The organism is Ruegeria sp. YTSA135 (assembly GCF_059610165.1).
Genome location: NZ_JBXWNC010000001.1, coordinates 87,781 through 110,394, shown reverse-complemented (window position 1 = coordinate 110,394; position 22,614 = coordinate 87,781). Strand labels below are relative to the sequence as shown.

The 22,614-nt window shown below is 56.3% G+C and carries 20 protein-coding genes, 2 tRNA genes and 1 pseudogene; 8 read left to right on the top strand and 15 right to left on the bottom strand.

Annotated elements, in window-relative coordinates; genetic code table 11:
• Nucleotides 1–199 precede the first annotated feature (199 nt).
• The 3 genes and pseudogenes from AC2FIT_RS00520 to AC2FIT_RS00510 form a co-directional block, all read right to left on the bottom strand.
• Nucleotides 200–1,503 (bottom strand): annotated as a pseudogene (locus tag AC2FIT_RS00520) (hemolysin family protein).
• Between the two features lie 169 nt (nt 1,504–1,672).
• Nucleotides 1,673–1,747: transfer RNA gene (locus AC2FIT_RS00515), tRNA-Asn, on the bottom strand.
• A gap of 77 nt (nt 1,748–1,824) precedes the next feature.
• Nucleotides 1,825–2,739, bottom strand: coding sequence for an MBL fold metallo-hydrolase (locus AC2FIT_RS00510; protein WP_496825644.1), 915 nt, complete (start codon nt 2,737–2,739; stop codon nt 1,825–1,827).
• 44 nt (nt 2,740–2,783) lie between these two features.
• Between AC2FIT_RS00510 and AC2FIT_RS00505 the strand changes: the two genes are divergently transcribed.
• Nucleotides 2,784–4,103, top strand: coding sequence for an ATP-binding protein (locus AC2FIT_RS00505; protein ID WP_496825642.1), 1,320 nt, complete (start codon nt 2,784–2,786; stop codon nt 4,101–4,103).
• On the opposite strand, the gene AC2FIT_RS00500 is transcribed toward AC2FIT_RS00505, so the two are convergent.
• From AC2FIT_RS00500 to AC2FIT_RS00475, 6 genes are all read right to left on the bottom strand, one after another.
• Complete coding sequence (locus AC2FIT_RS00500; RefSeq protein WP_496825640.1) at nt 4,100–5,068, bottom strand: hypothetical protein; 969 nt, start codon at nt 5,066–5,068, stop codon at nt 4,100–4,102. The genes AC2FIT_RS00505 and AC2FIT_RS00500 overlap by 4 nt on opposite strands.
• Nucleotides 5,029–6,342, bottom strand: a complete 1,314-nt coding sequence (locus tag AC2FIT_RS00495) for a TRAP transporter large permease (protein WP_496825638.1) — start codon at nt 6,340–6,342, stop codon at nt 5,029–5,031. The genes AC2FIT_RS00500 and AC2FIT_RS00495 overlap by 40 nt, the downstream gene beginning before the upstream one ends.
• A gap of 4 nt (nt 6,343–6,346) precedes the next feature.
• Nucleotides 6,347–6,880, bottom strand: coding sequence for a TRAP transporter small permease (locus AC2FIT_RS00490; protein WP_496825636.1), 534 nt, complete (start codon nt 6,878–6,880; stop codon nt 6,347–6,349).
• A 69-nt stretch (nt 6,881–6,949) separates the two neighbouring features.
• Nucleotides 6,950–7,927 carry a TRAP transporter substrate-binding protein gene (locus tag AC2FIT_RS00485; protein ID WP_496825634.1) on the bottom strand — a complete coding sequence of 326 codons (978 nt, stop codon included), beginning with the start codon at nt 7,925–7,927 and terminating at the stop codon, nt 6,950–6,952.
• Nucleotides 7,928–7,975: 48 nt separating this feature from the next.
• Nucleotides 7,976–9,226: an NAD(P)/FAD-dependent oxidoreductase gene (locus tag AC2FIT_RS00480; protein WP_496825632.1), complete on the bottom strand. Its 1,251-nt coding sequence runs from the start codon at nt 9,224–9,226 to the stop codon at nt 7,976–7,978.
• Nucleotides 9,223–10,356, bottom strand: a complete 1,134-nt coding sequence (locus AC2FIT_RS00475) for an enolase C-terminal domain-like protein (RefSeq protein ID WP_496825630.1) — start codon at nt 10,354–10,356, stop codon at nt 9,223–9,225. Before AC2FIT_RS00475 ends, AC2FIT_RS00480 begins: the two co-directional genes overlap by 4 nt.
• A 100-nt stretch (nt 10,357–10,456) precedes the next feature.
• On the opposite strand from AC2FIT_RS00475, the gene AC2FIT_RS00470 reads away from it, so the two are divergent.
• Together AC2FIT_RS00470 and AC2FIT_RS00465 are read left to right on the top strand one after the other, a co-directional pair.
• On the top strand, nt 10,457–11,377 hold the full coding sequence (locus AC2FIT_RS00470; protein ID WP_496825628.1) for a LysR family transcriptional regulator: 921 nt from the start codon (nt 10,457–10,459) through the stop codon (nt 11,375–11,377).
• A gap of 146 nt (nt 11,378–11,523) precedes the next feature.
• The gene (locus AC2FIT_RS00465) at nt 11,524–12,243 is read left to right on the top strand and encodes an aspartate/glutamate racemase family protein (RefSeq protein WP_496825626.1); all 720 of its coding nucleotides are present in this window, start codon (nt 11,524–11,526) and stop codon (nt 12,241–12,243) included.
• Between the two features lie 203 nt (nt 12,244–12,446).
• On the opposite strand, the gene AC2FIT_RS00460 is transcribed toward AC2FIT_RS00465, so the two are convergent.
• A tRNA-Ile gene (locus AC2FIT_RS00460) sits at nt 12,447–12,520 on the bottom strand.
• A 354-nt stretch (nt 12,521–12,874) separates the two neighbouring features.
• Between AC2FIT_RS00460 and purM the strand changes: the two genes are divergently transcribed.
• From purM to rnd, 3 genes are all read left to right on the top strand, one after another.
• Entirely contained in the window at nt 12,875–13,921 is a 1,047-nt protein-coding gene (gene purM / locus AC2FIT_RS00455) for a phosphoribosylformylglycinamidine cyclo-ligase (RefSeq protein WP_496826472.1), read from the top strand.
• Complete coding sequence (purN, locus tag AC2FIT_RS00450; RefSeq protein ID WP_496825624.1) at nt 13,918–14,514, top strand: phosphoribosylglycinamide formyltransferase; 597 nt, start codon at nt 13,918–13,920, stop codon at nt 14,512–14,514. Before purM ends, purN begins: the two co-directional genes overlap by 4 nt.
• Before the next feature lie 115 nt (nt 14,515–14,629).
• A complete protein-coding gene (gene rnd / locus AC2FIT_RS00445) occupies nt 14,630–15,787 on the top strand; it encodes a ribonuclease D (protein WP_496825622.1) in 1,158 nt (385 codons plus the stop codon).
• Nucleotides 15,788–15,793: 6 nt separating this feature from the next.
• On the opposite strand, the gene AC2FIT_RS00440 is transcribed toward rnd, so the two are convergent.
• On the bottom strand, nt 15,794–16,321 hold the full coding sequence (locus tag AC2FIT_RS00440; RefSeq protein ID WP_068331460.1) for a hypothetical protein: 528 nt from the start codon (nt 16,319–16,321) through the stop codon (nt 15,794–15,796).
• Between the two features lie 139 nt (nt 16,322–16,460).
• Here AC2FIT_RS00440 and AC2FIT_RS00435 point away from each other — a divergent pair, with 139 nt between their 5' ends.
• Nucleotides 16,461–16,874 (top strand): SufE family protein, encoded by a 414-nt coding sequence (locus AC2FIT_RS00435; protein WP_496825620.1) that lies wholly within the window; start codon nt 16,461–16,463, stop codon nt 16,872–16,874.
• 3 nt (nt 16,875–16,877) lie between these two features.
• Here the strand turns inward: AC2FIT_RS00435 and AC2FIT_RS00430 are convergent, their stop codons facing one another.
• Nucleotides 16,878–17,543: a DUF1638 domain-containing protein gene (locus AC2FIT_RS00430; protein WP_496825618.1), complete on the bottom strand. Its 666-nt coding sequence runs from the start codon at nt 17,541–17,543 to the stop codon at nt 16,878–16,880.
• Between the two features lie 88 nt (nt 17,544–17,631).
• Nucleotides 17,632–18,330 carry a corrinoid protein gene (locus AC2FIT_RS00425; protein ID WP_068331454.1) on the bottom strand — a complete coding sequence of 233 codons (699 nt, stop codon included), beginning with the start codon at nt 18,328–18,330 and terminating at the stop codon, nt 17,632–17,634.
• Nucleotides 18,331–18,630: 300 nt separating this feature from the next.
• On the opposite strand from AC2FIT_RS00425, the gene AC2FIT_RS00420 reads away from it, so the two are divergent.
• Nucleotides 18,631–19,695: a PA0069 family radical SAM protein gene (locus AC2FIT_RS00420; protein ID WP_496825616.1), complete on the top strand. Its 1,065-nt coding sequence runs from the start codon at nt 18,631–18,633 to the stop codon at nt 19,693–19,695.
• Nucleotides 19,696–19,740: 45 nt separating this feature from the next.
• Here the strand turns inward: AC2FIT_RS00420 and gltA are convergent, their stop codons facing one another.
• Nucleotides 19,741–21,036: a citrate synthase gene (gene gltA / locus AC2FIT_RS00415; RefSeq protein WP_496826470.1), complete on the bottom strand. Its 1,296-nt coding sequence runs from the start codon at nt 21,034–21,036 to the stop codon at nt 19,741–19,743.
• Between the two features lie 121 nt (nt 21,037–21,157).
• Nucleotides 21,158–22,558: a glutamate--tRNA ligase gene (gene gltX / locus AC2FIT_RS00410; protein ID WP_496825614.1), complete on the bottom strand. Its 1,401-nt coding sequence runs from the start codon at nt 22,556–22,558 to the stop codon at nt 21,158–21,160.
• Between the last annotated feature and the right edge of the window lie 56 nt (nt 22,559–22,614).

The following is a 22,614-nucleotide window of genomic DNA, read 5'->3' as shown; positions in this document are numbered from 1 at the left end:
ACCGAAAGATCTTTGTTGCTAGCAGGTAGGGCGCGCCATCGCTTTGATTTACCTCAATTTGCGTGCGCGCTCGCCTGAGCGGCGGATAGTGGATGAAAGGCGCAGAGGATGGCGAAGTATACTGTCACCAATTTTTACCTACTATCGAAAAACGAGCGTCGGCTACGTTCGTCGGCGTGGCACGAGGCGTTTGCCGGGGTCATATCTGACCTTTCGCGTAGAAGGGCGTCGTTTCCTTAGTCCTGTACACAAGAAGTTTGTCGATGCGGCGCCCGTCCATATCGATAACCTCCAGCACCCAGCCATCAACGACGACGAATTGCCCGACCTGTGGAAGTTTCGCCGCATAATCGAGAACGAGCCCAGCAACCGTTTCAAACTGGGGTGCATGCTTTAGTTGCAGGCCAAGGCGGTCCGCGAATTCGTCGACCGGCATCCATCCGGCTACGATAAGTGAGCCATCGTCTCGCTCGATTACTTTAGGCTCTGCCTGCTCGGTCTCGTCAAACCCGCCAGTGATGGCACCAAGGATATCCATCGGTGTAACGATCCCCTCGAAATGCCCGTATTCGTCAAACACAAGCACGATGTGAACCGCTGCGTCCTTCAATCGTTCGATGACCTGGATCGCGGGCATCGTGTCGTTGATGATAGGCACCGGCTGCATGTACGCCCGCGCATCGAAGCCTTTTTCCGGAGCGTGGAGCAAGTCTCGGCTGTGTAGCACTCCGATCACATCGTCTGCGGCACCATCGCGTAGCGGCAGTCGGGACTGGCATGAGGCTTGGAAGCGGGCGAGGATGGCCGCCTTGTCTTCCTGAGCGTCGGCAATTTCAAGATCGTGGCGGGGTGTCATCAGACCCCTTGCGGTCCAGTCAGCGATACGCATTACCCCTGCGAGCATTTCCGTCTCGGCTTTTTCGATCACGCCAGCGCCTTCTGCCTCAGCGATGAGCGTTCGGATTTCCTCTGCGCTTACCCCGGACTCGCGGCGGCCAGACTGACCGAAGACGGAGAGCACCAGCTTGCCTGACCGATCGAGAAACTAAACCAACGGTAGGGCTACAATCGACAGAAATCGCATTGCGGGTGCGACGCGGGATGCGACCGCCTCGGGGTTGGACAAAGCGATCTGTTTGGGCACCAGTTCGCCCACAATCAGCGTCAAATAGGTGATGACGACAACAACGATCCCGACGCCGACTTCGGTGGCGTACCGCTCAGGCAGACCAAGCCCGGGAAGGGCTTCGGCCATTCTGATACCCAGTGTTGCGCCTGAAAACGCGCCGGACAGAACGCCCACAAGCGTTATGCCGATTTGTACGGTCGACAGGAACCGCCCGGCTCGTCAGCCAAGCGCAGAGCAACTTGCGCACCATGGTCGCCTCGCTCAGCGCGCGTCTGCAACCGCGAGGGCCGCGAAGAAACGACCGCAAGCTCAGACATGGCCAGAAGGCCGTTCAGGCAAATGAGGGCAAGAAGGATAGCAATTTCGAGATACATGCAAAAACCAATTTGACCAAAGCGAAGCCAAGGAAACGCGCCGGATAGATTATCCGTCACAATCCCCATCTGCAAAGGCTTTGCGGCCTCTAAAGCTGCAGACGAAGTTGCCCGTGTTGGGGGGCAAGAAATAGTTTGCAAGCAGCTCAATGGAATAGCGGGGGGAATTTGGCTCCGGCGGTAGGGATCGAACCTACGACCAATTGATTAACAGTCAACTGCTCTACCGCTGAGCTACGCCGGAACTGAGGGGCGTATAACAATCCCGATTTTTCCCGTCCAGAGGGGAAAGTGACGATTTCGCAAAAAACTTATGACGGTTCAGGTTTGCCTTTTAAATTCGACGTTTACCGAAAGCTGTCCTTGTGCTGAGACCTGATGTTTTCCAAGCAAATCGATGAGATGAGCGAAAACATTTCTTTCGGCGGCTGGCAACAGGGCGGCTGGAGTCTCTACATAGATTCTCTGGGCTATATCTCTGGCTGTACCGGGCTGATCTTCCAGCGCCGACAAGATCTGCGCCTCGCGGGTCAGGCGGTGATTGATCAGCCAATCCAACCGCGCGCCGGGTTCGGTGATCGGCGCGCCATGCCCGGCGTGAAAGACCGACCAATCACGTGAGCGCAGGCGGTGGCAGGCTGTCATGAAATCGGTCAGGTCGCCGTCCGGGGGCGAAACGAGCGAACTGGCCCATCCCATCACGTGATCCCCGGTAAAACAGACATCGCCCCAGCCCAAAGCGATATGATTGCCCAGATGACCGGGCGTATGAATCACCTCAAGCTGCCAGCCCGCACCAGAGATAAGCGCGCCGTCTGGTAGTTCGCTATCTGGGCGGAAAGCGGTATCATTGCCTTCACCACCACCCGCCAGCCCGTTCTGAGCAAGTTCAGCCATGACCATGCTGCGTCCGGCGTCGGGCCCGCCAAAGGCGAGAACCGGTGCTCCGGTGCGGTCGGCAAGTGGACGCGCCAAGGGTGAATGATCCAGATGGCTGTGTGTGACGATGACATGGCTGATCCTCTGACCGGGCTGGACCGCATCCAGAATCGCGTTCAGATGCGACTCGCTTAGCGGCCCGGGGTCGATTACGGCAAGTTCGGTTGCGCCCAACAAATAGGTGTTGGTTCCGCGATATGTCATCGGGGATGGATTCGGGGCCAAAATACGCCGCAAACCCGGCACAAGGTCTATAACAGCGCCAGTGGGTGGGTTGAAATCGTCGGGAGCCTGCATTCTGCGCTCTTTCTCTTGTCGTAACAGCCCGTTAGGTTTAGCGCATGTCCGCGGATTGGCTCAAACCCTATATGCCGCGCAGCCTCTATGCCCGCGCTGCGCTGATACTGGTCCTGCCGGTGGTTGTCGTGTTGCTGGTCGTTGGGATCGCATTTCTGCAAAAACACTTGGAAGACGTCACCGAACAAATGACCCGCGCAGCGTCGCGAGAAGTTCTTTTGGTTGTGGGCGTCATGGAGGGTGCAGAAACGCAGCAAGAGGCCCTGGCGGCTGCGCGTCCCGATTTGCAGGCGCTGTCCATGACAGCCAGTTTCCTAGGTATTAACGAAGAACCCATGATCGGGCAGCGTCGCTGGTATGATTTTATCGCGCCGCGGGTCGAAGCCGACCTGAGAGCATTGTTGCCCGATATCGAGGGCGTGGCTTTGCCCAGCGGTCAGGAAGCAAGGTTGTACATCAATACTGATCTTGGATTGCTGCAATTAACGTTTGACCGCCGTCGGCTGTCTCCGGCGGCGCCGCATCAGTTGATCGTGACGATGGTGTTTTTTGCGGTCGTCATGACAACAATTTCTTTCCTGTATATGCGCAATCAGTTGCGTCCGATCACACGGCTGGCCGAAGCTGCGCAAGCTTTCGGTCGGGGTAGGGTGGTGCCGTATTCGCCCGGCGGTGCGATCGAGGTCCGCGCCGCGGGCAGCGCTTTTCTGGACATGCGCGCACGTATCGAACGCCAGATGGAGCAGCGGACCATGATGCTGTCCGGTGTAAGTCATGATTTGCGCACGCCGCTGACTCGTCTGAAATTGGGCTTGTCGATGTTGCCCGAGGACGAAGCCGCGCCCTTGAAGCAAGATGTTGACGAAATGAAGCTACTGTTGGACTCGTTTCTTGAGTTTTCGCAGGGGACAACCGAAGGGTCCCCGGAAACCGTTGAGCCGATAGCGTTGATTGAGCAAATCGTGAAAGACGCATGCAGAGCGGGGCATGAGGTTGCCCTTGTTTCGGTCGAGGGGGAAGGCACAATTGCGCTGCGTCCCACCGCGATACGGCGCGCTGTGGAAAACTTAATCGGAAACGCAGTCCGTTATGGTGAGCGTGCGGATATAAGCCTAACGATCACGCCAAAATCCATGCGCATCCGCGTTGAAGATGACGGGCCCGGCATCCCACCCGAACAACGGTCTGAGGCAATCAAGCCATTCTCGCGCCTTGATCCCGCGCGCAATCAGAACAGGGGCAGCGGCGTGGGGTTGGGCCTTGCCATCGTCTCGGACATTGCGCGCGCCCATGGGGGCGTACTGCGCCTGAGCAAAAGTGAGCGTTTGGGCGGCCTTTGCGCCGATATCATCATCGGCCGCTAGGCGCTGTTCCGGTAGATTCGCCGCATCACAAGCGGGGTCAGGTACATGGGAATCTGGTAGGCACCGATAAAAACCATGATCTGCGCGGTGACCTCGGGCGCAAGCGCAACAAAGAACAGCGCGATATTGCGATTGCCCGCGATAAGTGACACTGCGGTCGCCGCCCCCGGTGAAAAACGCATACGGGACAGCTGATAGCAAATCAGCTGCAACCCGAAATTGGCCAGACAGGCGAAAGCAATCCACAGCAGCGCTCGCTTTGGATCGGTCAGAATGGCTTTGCTGAGTGATGGCATCAGACCAATTACAAAAACGGCCAGCGTGATATGTGCGAGGCCATCAAGGGCACTTTCGGTCTTGGGCGATGGATTGCGCAGAAATGTGTGATGGACAAAGATCGCAGCCATCGTTGCAAGGACAATGGTGATCAGCAACCTTGCTGCTGCCCAGATCACGGCACCGATTCCATCCAGTTGCGGAGCCAGCCAGAAAACTGGCGCCATGGTCAGGGGCAACAATGCCGTACCGATCACCAACAAACGAAGGGCGTATTCTGAAGGGTAGCCCATCATCCGGCACATATTTGGGCTTCCGGCAATCGACGGGGCCGCAGTCATGACCAGCAAGGCGAACAAGGCAGGTGAGTCTAGCCACCCGCCCAACGCGCCAACCGCTAGTACGGTCAGGGGCAAGGCGAGTTGCAGACCGAAGACCCCCATCACAACCCGGCGAAAATCGTGCAGCGACCCGAATATGCGCCTCGGTTCCATGCGCAGCACAGTAACGAAAAGCAGCAACACCACCATTGTCGGCAGAAACGGGCGCATGGGCTGAGCCAAACCCGGCAGCAGTAATCCGGCAAACAAACCCGTCAGCAGAACATAAGGCCCGTTGCGGGCGGCGATCAAAAGCGGGTTCAAAGATGCTACCCGGTCGGGCTTTGGCGCAGGTTGTCCGGCAGCCACGTTGCCAGTTCCGGGAACCAGATCAGCACGAAAACCATCACCACCATGATCAGAAACATCGGGATCGCGGCGCGGGCGATATAGCTCATCTCGTGATTGGTCATGCCCTGCATCACAAACAGGTTGAACCCGATGGGCGGTGTGATCTGCGCCATCTCGACCACGACCACGATGAAGATGCCAAACCAGATCAAATCGATCCCGGCGTCACGTATCATCGGCTCGACCACGGCCATGGTCAGCACGACCGAAGAAATACCGTCGAGGAAACACCCTAGAATGATGTAAAAGACCAGCAGCACCATCAGCAGTTCGAACCGGGTCAGGTCCCACTGGGCAATCAGATCGGCCAATCCGCGCGGTAGACCAGTAAAGCCCATCGACAGCGAAAGAAACGCCGCACCCGCCAGAATAAGCGCGATCATGGCGCTCGTGCGTGTTGCTCCCATTAGGCTTTCGGCAAAAGTCTTCCAGCTAAGCGAGCCCTGGCTGGCAGCCAGCAGCAGCCCTCCGATCACGCCAAAGGCGGCGGCCTCGGTCGCTGTGGCATAACCCAGATACATTGATCCGATCACAACTACGATCAACAGGATCACCGGCAGCAAAAAACGCGAATTCCTGATCTTCTCAGCAAAGGTCAGTTTGTTTTCCTGATCCGGGGCCCAATCTTTGCCGATCTTCGAATAAATCGCGACATAGCCCATGAACATGAAGGCCAAAACCAATCCCGGCAGGATACCTGCAAAGAACAGTTTTGTGATCGATTCGTTGATGGTCACGCCATAGACGATCAGCGTCAGCGACGGCGGGATCATAAGCCCCAGAGTTGCCGCGCCGGTCAGCGTGCCGATGATCATCCGTTCGGGATAGTTGCGCTTGCGTAGTTCCGGGATCGACATCTTGCCGACTGTGGTCAGTGTGGCGGCAGAGGAACCGGACACTGCTGCAAAGACCGTGCATCCCACGATATTGGTATGCACCAGACCGCCCGGCAGGGGGGCCATCCACGGTGAGAGGCCTTTGAACATATCTTCAGACAATCGCGTTCGGTACAGAATTTCACCCATCCAGATGAACATTGGCAGCGCCGTCAGCGTCCACGAGGAAGAAGCCGACCAGATCGTCGTGATCATGACATCTCCGACAGGGCGGGTGGTGAACAGCTCCATCCCGACCCAGGCGACGCCCATCAGGGCGAGGCCGACCCAGACGCCGGTGCCCAGCAGAGTGAACAGGACAAAGAGAAAGAGGATGATGATTGATGCGTTTTCCATGCCCTTACTCTCCGTGGCTTTGATCGGCGAGATCGCGGGTGATGCGGTGGTCGCCCCGGAACAGAACATGAACCAGGTGATCGGTCAGCGCGATGGCCAGAATGACTGCGCCGATCAGCATGGCGGATTGGGGTATCCAAAGGGGGGTTTTGTCCTGGCCCTGGCTGATGTCGTTGAACTTCCAGCTCCAGTAAACGAAGCGGTAAGCGTACCAGCAGAAATACCACATCACTGCGGCGCCGATGGTGAAGCACCAGACTTCAATAACACGGCGGAACTTGTGCGGCACCGCATTCAGCAGGATCGAGACACGGATATGACTGCCCCGATTCAAGGCGTTGGCAAAAGCCAGAAACGAAGCTGCGGCCATTGCGTAACCGGCGTAGTCGGGCGCGCCGGGAAAGACCTCACCCGTCCAACGGGCCAGCATCTGCACCACGATCAGGACCAGAATGGCAACCAGACTCAGCGCGGCCAGAACGCCCGCCGCCAGATAGATGAAATCCAGTACGGACCGAAGCCCTCGCAATGCTGCCATACCGTCCCCGCTTTTGTTTTGTTCGGATAAAGCACGGGCGGCAAATCACTGCCGCCCGCGTCAGATGGGCTACTGCTGCGCACGGAAAGCGTCGACGATGGCTTTGCCCTCGTCACCCGCCGCTTCCAGCCATTCGTTGGTCATGGTGACGCCGATCTCTTTCAATTCGTTGACCATCTGCTCCGAGGCCGGACCAACTGTCATGCCACCATCGCGCAAGCCTTGCAGAGTGAACCCGGTGTATTCCTTGGCACGCCAGTTGCCCGCATATTCGGCCAATTCCGCACAAGCCTTGATGACGTTCTTGTTGGCATCAGACACGCCCGACCAAACGTCCGAATTCACCATCACGTAGTTTCGCGGCAGCCAGGCATCCACTTCATAGAAATAGTTCAGGCTTTCCCAGACCTTGCGGTCATATCCGGTTGAGCCCGATGACACCATCGAGTCCGCCACACCGGTCGCAAAGGCCTGGCTTATCTCAGCTGCTTCGATTGTCACTGGCAGCATGCCTGTCAGCTCGGCCAGGCGCGATGTGGCATTGTTGTACGAGCGGAACTTGATGCCTTTCATATCCGCGACCGAGTTCACCTCGTTCTTGAAATACAATCCCTGCGGCGGCCAGGGAACAGCATAAAGCAGCGTTAGGTTCTGTTCGACCAGAAGACTTTCAATCGTGGGCTTGGCGGCCTCCCACAGTTTTTCACTGTCATCGAAGGATGTGGCGAGGAATGGGATCGAGTCAAAGCCGAACAGCGCGTTTTCGTTCTGATGACCGGACAGTAGACGCTCACCAATCGGGGCTTGTCCGGTTTGGATGGCGCGTTTGATGTCCGCGCCCTTGAACAGTGACCCCGAGGGGTGGGTTACGATTTCAATCTCACCGCCGGTGCCGGTTGTTACGCATTTGGCGAACTCAGCGCCGGTCGCGGAATGGAAATTCGACGCCGAATAGGCCATCGGCATGTCCCATTTTTCTGCCGCGACCGGAGCGGCTGCGGCCGCAGTTAGTGCGGTTGCTGCCAGAAGGCTTGTTAGTTTTGTCATTTTGATCTCCCATTTAGTGTTGGTTTTGCCGGTGTTGTTCACCGGTTGTTAGCCTGTGTATCTTGACGGTGCGTAAACGCTGATATCCGTGTTGGGTGTACGTCCGCCGATCATTTGCGCCAAAAGACGCCCTGTTTTTGGCCCGCCTGTAAGGCCAATGTGGTGGTGGCCAAAGCCCATATACGCACCGCTCACGCCCGGAGCCTCTCCGATGATTGGGATCGAGTCTGCAGGCGCTGGCCGGTGCCCCATCCATTCCACTTCGTCCTTCCAGGTCACGCCGGGAAAGGCCGCCCGGGCGTTGTTGCGCATCAGTTCGAACGGCGCCTGCGAGGGCGGTGCGTCCAGCCCGCCGAACTCCACTATACCGGCCAGTCGTATGCGGCCATCCATCGGTGTGGCCACAAACTTGCCTGAGGCCACCATAACCGGACTTTTCGGCATTGCGGAAGGTTCCACCAATTCAATATGATACCCGCGTTCCGTTTCCAGCGGAACGGAAACACCCAGTTTGCTGGCCAGAGGCCCGGACCAGACGCCGGCGGTAACAATTGCGGTGTCGCAGTGAATAGTTTCGCCGCCCGCCCGGACACCGGTGACCTTGCCGTTTTCGCGTACCACGTCGTCGACAGCGGCACGGATGGTCCGGCCACCATTGACCTCGACATGCGCGGCTAGGTCTTTGACATACCGACCGGGGTCGGTGATGTGGCCGTGATCGCCCAGCCTTGCGGCAAAGCCGATGTCCTGGCTGAAGATCGGGTCGTAGGAGTGGAAAGCCTCGCCTTCGAGTTCTTCCCAATCAAACCCATGTTTGCGCCGAATACCCCAGCCAAAGGCGTCGCCTTCGAAATGTTGGCGGTTTTCATATAGAAAAAGGTAGTCCGATGGGACTATCCATTTTTCGGCCCCGGTTCCCTGCGCCAGGGCCTGATGATCGTTCAGGCTGTCGCCGACTATGGGCATTAGCGCTGCAGCGATGCGGTCCACATCCTTCGCGTTTGCATGTTTCAAGTACCGAACCAGCCAAGGCAGAAGCTTGGGAAGATAGCCCCACTTCAGAAACAATGGCTGCGACGGATCGAACAGCATTCGCGGCGCTTTCCCAAGCAATCCTGGAACCGTAACAGGAATGATCGAGCAAGACGCGAGGACCCCTCCATTCCCGTGTGAAGTGCCTTCGCCGGGCCCAGCCTTGTCGATAAGGACAACGTCATGCCCGTCACGTTGCAGCCAGACCGCCGCCGACACACCAACAATGCCGGCTCCGATGATAGCGATCGTTTTTCGCTTGCTCATGCTGCCACCGCCTTTACCACGGCATAGTAGTCTAGCTTGCCCAGATCCGGGCGTCCGCCCAGCCCGGGAGTTTCGGGGACTATGACCTGCCCGTTTTGAACATGGAACGGCTCTTCAAGAATGTCCTCTTTCAGGAAATATGAGGCTTGGTAGAATTCACACCCCAATTTGATTTCAGGGGTCGCGGCGATCATATGAGTTCCGGCCAGATGAGCCAGACCGGCCTCGAACATATCTCCGCCATAGGCGCTAAGCCCATGGGTGGCGGCGATGCGGGCCACCGTCTGACCTCGGCTAAGCCCACCTGATTTCATAATCTTGATCGAGACACCATCACAGATGCCCTCACGCGCTGCGCGTTCCATGTCTTCTGGTCCAAATACGCTTTCATCCGCCAACAGCGGCACAGCGATCTGACTGCGCAGTTCAGCCATCATCCCAAACAGATGCGCGCGAACAGGTTGTTCTATGAAATCCGGCTTGAATTGGGCGACGTCACGCAGTTGGGCCGCAGCGCTCTCGATTGATAAGCCTTGATTATAGTCGACGCGTACCGAAAACTCGGGGAAATGCTGCGCCAAATGTTCCAACCGCATGATATCGAATGCGTGGTCTTTGAAGCCCGTCTTTACTTTGACGGTGCGAACGCCATCCTCGCGCAGCTGGCCCAGCAGGGCGATATCCTGTGTGAAATCAGGGTTTGCGATTGAACAGCTTAGTGGAATTTCATTCCGGCACCTCCCACCCAGCAGCGACCAGACTGGTAACCCGCTTATGCGTCCGGTCAAATCCAGCAGGGCAGCCTCCAATGCGGCTTTGGCTTCAGTGCAATTGGCGACGGAATAGGCGGCCCTGGACATGACCGCGGACCGATCTGCGACGCGAGATCCGATGACCAATGGGCGGAGGTATCGATCAAGTGCCGCAAAGGTTGCTTCGGGCGTTCCAGTAAAGACGGACCACGGCGACGCCTCGCCAAACCCTTCAGTCCCATCTTCTGAGGTCAGGCGCAGAATCACCACCTCGCAGTTGCCTTGGACCGACCCGATTCCATGGTCGCGCCGTGATCTCACAGGCAGCTCAAGGTGCCAAAGGTCAAACCCTGTGATGGTTTGGTTCAGATTGCTCATCGGTCCCCCGGTTGTTGCCAGGAACCGTGCCAAGGCAGCTATATCATTTCAAATACTATGTTATAGCAAGGGTATCAGATAAAATGATGGATCAAGGGCGATGTCCATTCGGTTCAGGCAACTACAGGCGTTTCACGCGATCATGGAAACGGGGACAGTGACCGGGGCCGCATCGGTGCTGGGTATCTCGCAACCCGGTATCAGCAACCTTTTGGCGCAGTTAGAACGCGAAGCCCGATTGCCATTATTCGAACGCAGCAAAGGCCGGTTGCTGCCGACACCAGAGGCCGATCTGCTGTATCGCGAGGTTGATACAGTCGTGCGGGGGCTGGATCATGTGGCGCAAGCCGTGACGGATTTGCAAAACAAACACCCCGGTCAGTTGCAGGTGGCCGCGCCGCACATGCTGTCTTTTGGCTTTATGCCCCGTGAGATCGCGCGTTTCGCGGCCAGCCGCCCGAATTTGTCGGTCAGCTTCCAGTCGCAATACTCCTCGAAGATTCAAGAATGGGTGATCTCGGGCCTGTTCGAAGTGGGCGTGGTTGAGGTGCCGATCTTGCACGACACGCTTAACTCTCAGGTCTTCAGGTTTGAAACGGTGGCCACATTTCCCGAAGGCAGTCATCTGGCCCGATACGATGTGCTGACCCCTGAGTTGCTAGAGAATGAACCCTTTATCGTGATGGGGCCAGAGCATCAGACCCACCGCGGGACACGTGACATTTTTCAAGCGGCCAATCGGACGTGGAGAACGCAGATTCACACGCATTTGTCCGAAAACCTGTTAAGCTTTGTCAAACAGGGCCTGGGGGTTGCGGTGATTGATCCTTTCACCGTTAGCTTCGATGCCGAGGGGGGATATCAAACCCGACCCTTCCGGCCCGCAGTCACTTTGGATCTTGCCATCATCACTGCGAAAGGGCGCCCGCTGTCGACAATTGCTCAAGAATTTCTGGCCCAGCTTACGCCAGCGATGCAGGCATTCTCCTTACAAACGGACCCGGCTAGGGACATGGTATAAAGTGCTGGAGTAAGGGATTTTTTTTAGCTCTGGAGCGTGGCCAGATTTACCTGTTGACCTTTATCTGTACTGCAGGAACTCTGCGTTTCGCGCGTCGAAACATAACTCTGAGCACGACGCGTGACACTGAACAGCGGGGGTGACTGATGATCGCAACTGGCGGAAAATCGATATACGGCGCTTCGGTGGGTATTTTGATGCTGGACGCGCGCTTTCCTCGCATTCCGGGTGACATGGGCAACGCATTGACCTGGCCGTTCCCTGTACACTATCGCATCGTTAGGGATGCTTCGCCCGATCTGGTCGTGCGCCGCAGAGCCGAAGGAACGCTGGATGCCTTTATTGCTGCTGCGCATGAGTTGGTGAAAGACGGAGTGGACGGGATCACCACCAATTGCGGGTTCCTGTCGCTGTTCCAAAAAGAGCTATCCGAGGCGGTGCCAGTACCGGTCGTCACCTCATCGCTGATGCAGGTCGAGATGGTGAACAGGGTTCTGCCTGCGGGTAAACGGGCAGGGGTGCTAACCATATCAGCCTCGACCCTCACTGACGCGCATTTGCGCAGCGCGCGGGTTCCCAAAGGCACGCCCATCGGGTCGACCGAGGGAGGGCGGGAATTCACGCGGGCAATTCTGGATAACGAATTAACGCTAGACGTCGAAAAAGCCCGCGCCGAAAACGTCGAGGCTGCCCTGGCGATGAAAGAAGCGCATCAAGACCTTGGTGCGTTAGTGTTGGAATGCACGAACATGTGCCCATATGCCGCCGACATTCAACAGGCAACTGGACTGCCGGTTTATTCCATCGTCTCTTTGGTCAGCTGGTTTCAGTCTGGGCTACAGCCAAGAGCATACCGGGACAACTAGCGCGGGGGCGCGACCGTCCTTTGCATCGGGGCGATCAAAGCGTCAGGCCGGCCAGGTGTTATTTTTGGTGTAACGATTCGGTTCGGTCGACGTCGTTTTAAACGAGCGTATCTTGAAAAGCCCAAGTTAGGCAGATGCTTAACAGTAGTTGCCTGATGTATGATTTTGAAAGGAATAGCCTTAATTCTCGACGGCTGCTCACCTAGGGGATGAGGGACTTGAACCCCCAGCCAAAGCGTTATGAGCGCTCTGCTCTAACCAATTGAGCTAATCCCCCAGGAGCAGGCGTTGGTTACAGCAATGTTGCCGCGACGCCAAGGGTGATCGATCGATCTGATCGAATTTTCTTACAAGCCCGTCCATTGTCACCCGGGCTAGAAGGAAGTTCGTCGATTTCCCGGTCTCAAAGTCTTTTGCTTGTCGACAGGATCAACCAATCAGCAGACGTATGCCCACCAAAAAAGGCAAGAGCCTCAACCAAATCGTTTTAAGCGCATTGCTCAGACCATTTGTGCTGCATGTCCGCCTAAGGGATTTGCGTATCACGGTGGATGGCCGCGTCAAGCCTGACCGTTGCAACAAGCTTCACAATCGACTAACCCGCGCGGGTACCATTCATGAGGGGCTGGACATGACAACTGGCAAGAACGGAATCACCTATGCGGATGCGGGTGTCGATATTGATGCTGGGAACGCTCTGGTTGGCCGGATCAAGCCTGCGGCCAAACGGACGAATCGGGCGGGAGTGATGAGCGGACTTGGCGGATTTGGCGCTTTGTTCGATCTCAAGGCTGCGGGGTACGAAGACCCGATTCTTGTTGCCGCGACGGATGGTGTGGGAACAAAACTGCGAATCGCTATCGACACCGGCGTGGTTGATGGCGTGGGCATTGATCTTGTTGCGATGTGCGTCAATGATTTGGTCTGTCAAGGCGCAGAGCCCCTGTTTTTCTTGGATTATTTTGCAACCGGCAAGCTGGACACGGATACCGCTGCCCGGATCATCGAAGGTATTGCTGAGGGCTGCGTGCAGTCCAACTGCGCCCTGATCGGTGGTGAAACGGCTGAGATGCCCGGCATGTATCCGGATGGTGATTTTGATTTGGCCGGGTTCTCGGTTGGTGCGATGGAGCGCGGGTCGCATTTACCGGCGGACGTGCAGAAGGGTGATGTCCTGCTTGGGCTTGCCTCAAACGGAGTGCACTCAAACGGCTATTCTCTGGTCCGCAAATTGGTTGATCTTTCCGGGTTAAGCTGGGATTCGCCTTCGCCTTTTGGCGATGGTGCTTTGGGTGACGCACTGCTGACGCCGACACGGCTGTATGTAACGCCAGTGCTACAGGCGATCCGGGCAGGGGGGGTACATGCGCTGGCTCATATCACCGGGGGCGGCTTGACCGAGAATCTGCCGCGCGTCTTGCCCGAGGGGATGGGGGCCGCGATTGACCTGAATGCCTGGGACCTGCCGCCCGTCTTCCGTTGGATGGCCGAAACCGGCGGCATCCACCAGACCGAGATGTTAAAAACCTTCAACTGCGGTGTCGGTATGATTGTTGTTTGCTCCGAAGAGCATGCTGACGAATTAACCGTCCTGCTGGCCGAAGCCGGTGAAACCGTTGCCCGCATCGGCACCGTTACGGAAACGCCTGGCGTGGCATACACAGGCCAATTGTTGTGACCCAGAAACGCGTCGCGATCCTGATTTCAGGGGGCGGATCCAACATGGTATCGCTGGTCGACAGCATGGTCGGCGACCACCCGGCGCGGCCATGTCTGGTGTTGTCAAATGATGCTGCGGCAGGTGGGCTGAAGAAGGCCACCGCGCGCGGTATTCCAACGGCTGTAGTGGACCACCGCCCGTTCAAGGGCGACCGCGCGACGTTCGAGGCCGAACTGCTGAAACCGCTGGAACAGGCGCAGCCTGACATTATTTGCCTCGCGGGATTCATGCGGGTTCTGACAGGAGACTTTGTTTCTCGATTTCAGGGGCGGATGTTGAATATTCATCCGTCACTGCTGCCAAAGTTCAAGGGCCTCAACACGCATGCCCGCGCTATCGAGGCCGGTGAGACGGAGCACGGATGTTCGGTTCACGAAGTCACAGCGGCGTTGGATGACGGACCGATCTTGGGACAGGCGCGGATCAGGATTGAAGCAGGAGACACTCCTGAAAGCCTTGCCGCCAGGGTTCTGATTTGGGAACACAAGCTTTATCCCGCAGTGTTGCGCCGATACGCCAATGGAGACCGGACTCCGGTGTTGCTGCCCTGAAACTCTCAGGGTGATTTACACGCCTGTCATAATCGTCCTATGGTCCGCACTACGGTTGGGTACGGCAAAGAACTGCCTCCAACCGCTGAAAACAAAAGCAAGAACAGTACGGCGTATGAAAACCCTTACAACGACGCAAGAGCTGGCCGATTTCTGCAAGGCCGCGGCGCAATATGACTATGTCACCGTAGACACCGAGTTCCTGCGCGAACGGACGTACTACTCAAAGCTATGTCTGGTGCAGCTGGCGTTTCCATCCAGTGATGAAGACAGTGCAGTTTTGCTAGACCCCCTGTCCGAGGGGCTTTCTTTGGATCCGCTATATGAGCTGTTCAAAAACGAGGATGTGGTTAAAGTATTCCACGCCGCGCGTCAGGATCTTGAAATTTTCTGGGTCGAAGCGGGCATCTTTCCCAATCCGCTGTTTGACACTCAGGTCGCTGCCATGGTCTGCGGCTTTGGTGAGCAGGTGGGCTATGAGACGCTGGTGCGTAAGATCTGCAAGCAGGGCGTCGACAAAACGTCACGCTTTACGGATTGGTCGCGGCGACCGCTGACCGATGCGCAAAAAAGCTATGCCTTGGCGGATGTGACTCATCTGCGCCAGATTTATGAACATCTCGCAGCGCAACTGAAAAAAACGAATCGTAACCATTGGGTGGCTGAGGAGCTGCGGACGCTGACCCAGCCGGAAACCTATGACATCCGCCCCGAGGACGCGTGGAAGCGTGTAAAAACCCGCACAAATTCCGCCAGATTTCTGGCCGTGGTTCGCGAGTTGGCCCAGTTCCGCGAGTCCTACGCCCAAGATAACAACGTCCCCCGTAGCCGGGTGTTCAAAGATGATGCGCTGATCGAACTGGCCTCGACCAAGCCCAGAACGCCTTCTGATCTGGGCGGCTCACGCCTGTTGTTGCGCGAGGCGCGAAAAGGCGCGATTGCGGAAGGGATTTTGGCCGCTATTGATAAGGGTTTGAACTGTCCGGCAGATCAAATGCCCAAAGTGGACAACAGTCGCGACAAGTTGAAGGTAAATCCGGCCTTGGCAGACTTGCTGCGGGTGCTGTTGAAATCGAAAACCGAAAGCTCGGGTGTGGCGGCAAAGCTAATTGCCACCAGTTCGGAACTGGACCAGATTGCTGCGGGTGAGCGTGAATTGCCCTCAATGTCAGGATGGCGGTTCGAAGTGTTCGGCGAGGATGCTCTGAAGCTGTGTGAAGGCAAAATCGCATTGGCCGCCCAAGGACAAAACGTCAGGGTTGTTGCCCTGTAACGCAGCTTAGCGGCGCCGCGATTCCAGTGTGTTTTGCTGCCCGACAACCCGAACCAAACGGGTGGCTTGCAAGTCGTCCTTGCTGATGTTGATGGCGTCCGAGATCATGCGAGAGCGTTCGGTTCCCTGATTTGTCGCTCTTTCGGGATAGGTCACGCGAAAGACGAACTCCAAAACGCCGTTCTCTTGATTCTCTTCATTCTCAGTGCGAACAAGCCGTGCGTCGTAAGCTCCTTGCCGGCTTGCGGTTCCTGACGCAAATATGATCGCTCCGTTAGGCGTCGGATCAATCCGCAGCTCATCGATTCGTGTGATCGGAACACTGGTGTCCTCAGGTACTGGTCGGGAAAACAGACCTCCGCCCTCTGACACTTCGGGCACAAGGGCGTTTGGATCATAGGTGGCTGTATCCACCGTTTCCGTGGACGTGCTGGACCCGAACCAATTAGACGGGTTCGCCCGAGAGTTGCTCCAACTGTTGCAGGCAGACAGGGTTAGCGTGGCCACCAAGAGAACAGTAAACGATTTTTGCATGGTCTCAACGTCCAGAGCAGTAAGTCCTGCAACGGGTTATCGCACTTTCCGCTGATTGAAAAGCCACGCAAAGGGGTGGACAGGCATAGTTCGGCGGCATAGTTCACAATTGTGGTTGCAATGAAAGGATCGCCGCAACATGGCAACACCTGCCTTTGAAGAGATCGTCGAGGATTTTGAGTTCCTGGAGGACTGGGAAGACCGGTATCGTCATGTCATTGAACAGGGTAAGGCGATGGACCCACTGGACGATGCGCTCAAAGTTCCTGCAACCAAGGTTGACGGGTGTGCCAGTCAAGTCTGGTTGCACCCAATCATCGAAAGTGGTGTCTTTCGGTTCGACGGCGATAGTGACGCTTTGATCGTGCGAGGGCTGATCGCCGTCTTGCGGTCGTTGTACAACGGTTTACCTGTTAGCGAGGTCCCGAAAGTCGACGCAGGGGGTGAGCTGGCGCGTTTGGGCTTGAACGACCACCTGTCTGCGCAGCGTTCGAACGGATTGCGCGCCATGATCGAACGCATCCGTGAGGTCGCGCAGGAGAACGCCTGTTAGGGTCTAATCTACAGGTTTGCGGTTCGCCCAATCAGCAAGGGTGGTTTCAAGGTCGCCGTACCCGGTAAACCGCCGCTCGAATTCCAGACCCATCCGGTCGGCATAGTCGCGGGCGCGGGCTGTCAGATTTGGATCGTCGATCTGTGCTTGGTAGACCAGCTTTGTGTAGTTACCGAAATACATATCGCGCAATTCGGGGTGCCGATCCAAACCCAGGGGTTTCCAGACAAACGCATCGAACTGGCGGGCCAGAAAATCGGTTAGGTAAAACGCCGTTGTTTCATCTTCACCACGCGCCTCAAACGCCTGATTTCCTTCGAAGAAAGAATAGCAATGCGGGCCCTTGACCATCTCGACGCCCAACTCCGCACACGCTTTCTCTAGCAGACCACCGGTGCCACAATCGGCATAGACGACAAAAATCTGATCGTAGTTTTCGCGATGCTTTTCGATGGCTTCCTGTACGGCCTGAGTGATTTTCTCTGGATGGATATGCAGGATCGCAGGAAGGCAAGTCAGCGCCATGTGATCCCAACCATTTCGACGCTTCAGGTCCAGAATCTCACGAGCAAGGGCGCCGCAGGCCAACAACAATATCCGCCCTTGGGAATCAGAGTCGTAACCTGAGGTTGTCAGGCTGGCATCATCTGGCAAGTTAGTTGGCTGCATCAAGCGCCCCTTGGATAGTATGTGACCGGCAGGAAAACAAAAAAGCCGCCCGCAAACCGGACGGCTTTGGAACAATCTGTTTGTCCGTTCAGCCGGCCAGTTGATTGTGTTTACGAGACACGAAGGTTTTGGCGGTTTCAACAGCAACCGCCGCGTCACGGCAATAGGCATCCGCGCCAATCGCTTTGCCAAATTCTTCGTTCAGCGGCGCACCACCGACCAAAACGATATAGTCTTCGCGCAGGCCTTGTTCGACCAGCGTGTCGATCACAACCTTCATATACGGCATGGTCGTGGTCAGCAGAGCCGACATGCCCAGAATGTCCGGCTGTTCAGTCTCCAACGCCTCAAGGTAGTTTTCGACCGGGTTGTTGATGCCGATATCGACCACCTCGAACCCTGCGCCCTCCATCATCATCGATACAAGATTCTTGCCGATGTCGTGGATGTCGCCCTTAACGGTGCCGATGACCATTTTGCCAACACGAGGTGCACCGGTTTCGGCCAACAGCGGCTTGAGGATCGTCATGCCACCCTTCATCGCGTTTGCCGCAAGCAGAACCTCGGGCACGAAAAGGATACCATCGCGGAAGTCGTGACCAACGATAGTCATACCTCCGACCAGTGCCTTGGTCAGAATGTCATATGGTGTCCATCCGCGTTCCAGCAGGATGTTCACACCTTCTTCGATTTCTTCTTTCAGGCCGTCATAAAGATCGTCGAACATCTGTTCGACCAATTCGTCGTCATTCAGTTCGGACAGGACGATGTCTTCTTCATCGGACATGGGTCTTTTCCCTAAGCTTTTTGGACCATCGGCCCTTGGTGGCATTTTTTCCGTTTTGGCCAAAACGTCGCAGTTTTACTGTGACGATTGCGACCTCAGTGGTTTCGGGACCGACCTATACGGCAGATTCTAACATCCCACGACAGAATTATCTGCATGATCATCCTGCATTCCGTTCAATAGATCCTAGACCGTATCATTTGGGTAAATTAGCTGGCAAACCTCTGAATTTGCGTGGAGTGCTTGTCCGATTACGTTTTTCTTATTATTACTAAGAATGAGAACAAAGAAAGAACAAATATGAATGCGCCGCATATCCGAGGGCGGGGAACTGCCACTAACCGTTCAGGGCGGTTCGAGAAATTCGACACCATTCGCTGTGATGATGGTTGGGATATCGAAGAAGATATCCCACCGCTGCGGACGGATGTGCGGGATGAATTTGCCCGCAGCCTGATTACCTACAACCGCTCACCAGACTTGCCCTTCGACCGCTCGATCAATCCGTACCGCGGATGTGAGCATGGCTGTGTCTATTGTTTCGCGCGTCCGACTCATGCCTATCTCGGCCTATCGCCAGGTTTGGATTTCGAAACCCGTCTGGTCGCGCGGCCAAACGCAGCTGAGGTGTTGCGCAGAGAGCTTTCTGCCAAGGGATACAAAGTCGCGCCCATCGCACTTGGTACGAATACTGACCCTTACCAGCCGATTGAAAAGACACATTCGATTACAAGGGATTGCCTCTCAGTCCTACAAGAGTTCAACCATCCGATCGGAGTCGTAACGAAGGGAACGTTGATCGAGCGTGACTTGGATATTTTGGCCCCGATGGCGCAACAAGGCTTGGTGCGGGTCGGGATTTCGCTGACCACGCTGGACGCCGGACTGTCCCGCCGGATGGAGCCGCGCGCACCATCGCCTCAGCGTCGTTTGGCCGTTATTCGTCGCCTGACGGACGCGGGCGTTCCTGTACGAGTCATGACCTCGCCGATCATTCCGGGGCTCACGGATCACGAGTTGGAACATCTGCTAGAGGCTGGCCGGGATGCGGGCGCTGATGCCGCAAGCTGGATCATGCTGCGCCTGCCGCGCGAAGTCTCGACTCTGTGGCAAGAATGGCTGGAGACTAACGAGCCTGCGCGGGCTGAAAAGATCATGTCCAAGCTGCGGGAAATGCATGGGGGCAGGGACTATGACCCGCGGTGGGGGCACCGCATGCGCGGGCAAGGTGAGTATGCGGAATTGATCGCCAAGCGGTTCAAGCTGGCGGTAAAACGATTTGACCTTGCTGTGAAACTGCCGCCTCTTAGATGTGATCTGTTTGCGCGACCGGCCCAGATTGGCGATCAACTGAGCCTTCTCTAGAAAAAGCCCCGGACAATCGACCGGGGCTTTTGTGATTTGGTGCTATCAGCGCTTTTCGATATCTACGTAGTCGCGCAAGGTTTCGCCCAGGTACAATTGGCGCGGGCGGCCGATTTTGTTCTGTGGATCAGCGATCATTTCTTTCCACTGGCTCACCCAGCCGACGGTGCGCGACAGCGCAAAGATAGGGGTGAACATGGAGGTCGGGAAGCCCATCGCTTCGAGGATAATACCCGAGTAGAAGTCAACGTTGGGGAACAATTTCTTCTCGGCGAAATACGGATCCTCCAAAGCCTGTTTTTCCAGTGCTTTGGCTACCTGAAGTTTCGGGTTGTTTTCGACGCCCAGCAGATCCAAAACTTCGTCAGCCGACTGCTTCATCACCTTCGCACGCGGGTCGAAGTTCTTATAGACGCGGTGGCCAAAACCCATCAGGCGGAACGGATCGTTCTTGTCCTTGGCGCGTTCGATGAATTCCGGGATACGCTCGACGCTGCCGATTTCTTCCAGCATTTCTAGGCAGGCCTGGTTTGCACCACCATGGGCAGGACCCCACAGGCAGGCGATGCCAGCCGCGATACAGGCAAACGGGTTCGCACCGGAAGACGACGCCAGACGCACGGTCGAAGTCGAAGCGTTCTGTTCGTGGTCGGCATGCAGGGTAAAGATACGATCCATTGCACGGCTCAGGATCGGGTTGACTTCATATTCTTCGGCCGGAACGCTGAAGCACATACGCAGAAAGTTCGAAGCATAGTCCAGATCGTTTCGCGGATAAACGAAGGGCTGGCCGGTATGGTATTTGTACGCCCAGGCCGCGATGGTCGGCATCTTGGCGATCAGGCGGTGCGAGGCGACCTCGCGCTGGTGAGGGTCCGAGATGTCGGTGGAGTCGTGGTAGAACGCCGACATAGCACCGACCACACCAACCATGATCGCCATCGGATGCGCGTCACGGCGGAAGCCACGGTAGAAATACTGCATCTGTTCGTGCAGCATGGTGTGACGGGTAATGGTAGTTTCGAAGTTTTCCAACTCTTTGGCTGCTGGCAGCTCTCCGTATAGAAGCAGGTAGCAAACTTCGAGGAAGTGAGATTTCTCTGCCAGCTGATCAATCGGATAACCACGATGCAGCAGTTCACCCTTTTCACCGTCGATATAGGTGATGGTGCTGTCACAGCTAGCTGTCGAGGTGAAACCAGGATCGTAGGTAAACACGCCAGCGTCGCTGTAGAGTTTGCGAATGTCGATAACATCCGGACCAGCAGTCGGCGAGTTAACCGGCAACTCGTATTTTTCGCCATGTATGGTGAGGGTAGCTGTTTTTTGGCTGTCGGTCATCATTGTCCCTTCTTCGTTCATGCGCACGCCAAACGAGTTATCGGCCCTGCGGTCTGCGGTCACGCACTAATGTGCTTTCCGTTTCATAGCGGAGCAGCGTTACCTGAATATAAAATCAGTTTCAGTTCGCTGCGTCAGTCATCCGTGCCAAGGTTTCTTCGCGCCCCAGCACAAGCATCATATCAAAAACCGAAGGAGTTACAGCACGGCCTGCCAAAACCGCCCGCAAGGGGGCAGCCAGCTTGCCGAACTTTATGCCCTTGTCGTTTGCAAAGGCACTGAGCGCCTCCTCCAGTCCGTCTCGCGACCAGCTAGCATTTTGCACATGCGGCGTCAATTCTTTCAGTATACCATCGGATACTGCCTCAAAGGCTTTTGCAGCCTTCTCATCCATCTCAACCGGTCGAGATGTCAATACAAAATGAGCCTTTTCAAGCAATTCCGGGAATGTGCTTGCGCGATCTTTAAGGCAATACATCGCACGTTCCAGATCACTATTTTGTGTCTCGGTGAGACCAGGGCGCCCTGCGGCTTGCAGATACGCACCGATTTCATGCCGCAACGCAGCATCATCAGAAATGGCGATATGCTGGCCGCAGAGATTCTCGAGCTTCTTCAAATCGAAGCGGGCCGGGCTTTTACCTATTCCGTCAAGGTCGAACCATTCTTTCGCCTGTGCGTCGGTAAAAAACTCATCGTCACCGTGGCTCCAACCGAGGCGTGCCAGGTAGTTGCGCATACCGGCTGCGGGATAGCCCATCGCCTGATATTCCTGCGCCCCCAATGCGCCGTGGCGTTTCGACAGCTTTTTGCCATCCGGGCCGTGAATCAGTGGAATATGTGCCCAAACCGGGACGTTCCAGCCCATCGCTTCATAGATCATCATTTGGCGCGCCGCATTGTTCAGGTGGTCGTCGCCGCGGATTACGTGGGTCACGCCCATGTCGTGATCATCAACGACCACTGCCAGCATATAGACCGGCGTACCGTCCGAGCGGAGCAGGACCATGTCATCCAACTGATCGTTGCGGATGGTCACGTCACCCTGCACCTGATCCCGGATCACGGTTGCTCCGTCCTGAGGTGCTTTGATGCGGATCACAAAAGGTGCATCCGGGTGGGTTGTTGGGTCAGTGTCACGCCAAGGGCTGCGGAACAGGGTCGATTGGCCCTCGGACCGCGCCTTTTCCCGAAATGCGGCGATTTCATCTTGGGTCGAGAAGCACTTGTATGCCTTTCCTTCCGCCAGCAACTGATGCGCCACCTCGGCATGACGCTCTGCACCCTCGAACTGGCTGATCACATCACCATCATGATTCAGTCCAAGCCATTCCATACCCTGCAGAATCGCCGCTGTTGCTTCGGGTGTCGAGCGTTCCCGGTCGGTGTCTTCGATCCGCAGCAGGAACTTCCCACCGCGGCCCCGCGCATAGAGCCAGTTGAACAGGGCGGTACGGGCACCACCAATATGCAGAAAGCCGGTGGGCGACGGGGCGAAGCGGGTAACAACCTGATCGGACATTTTGGAAAATTAACCTTTTGGTAACCTTGGCTGGCATAGTTTGGCGTCTGTCTAAC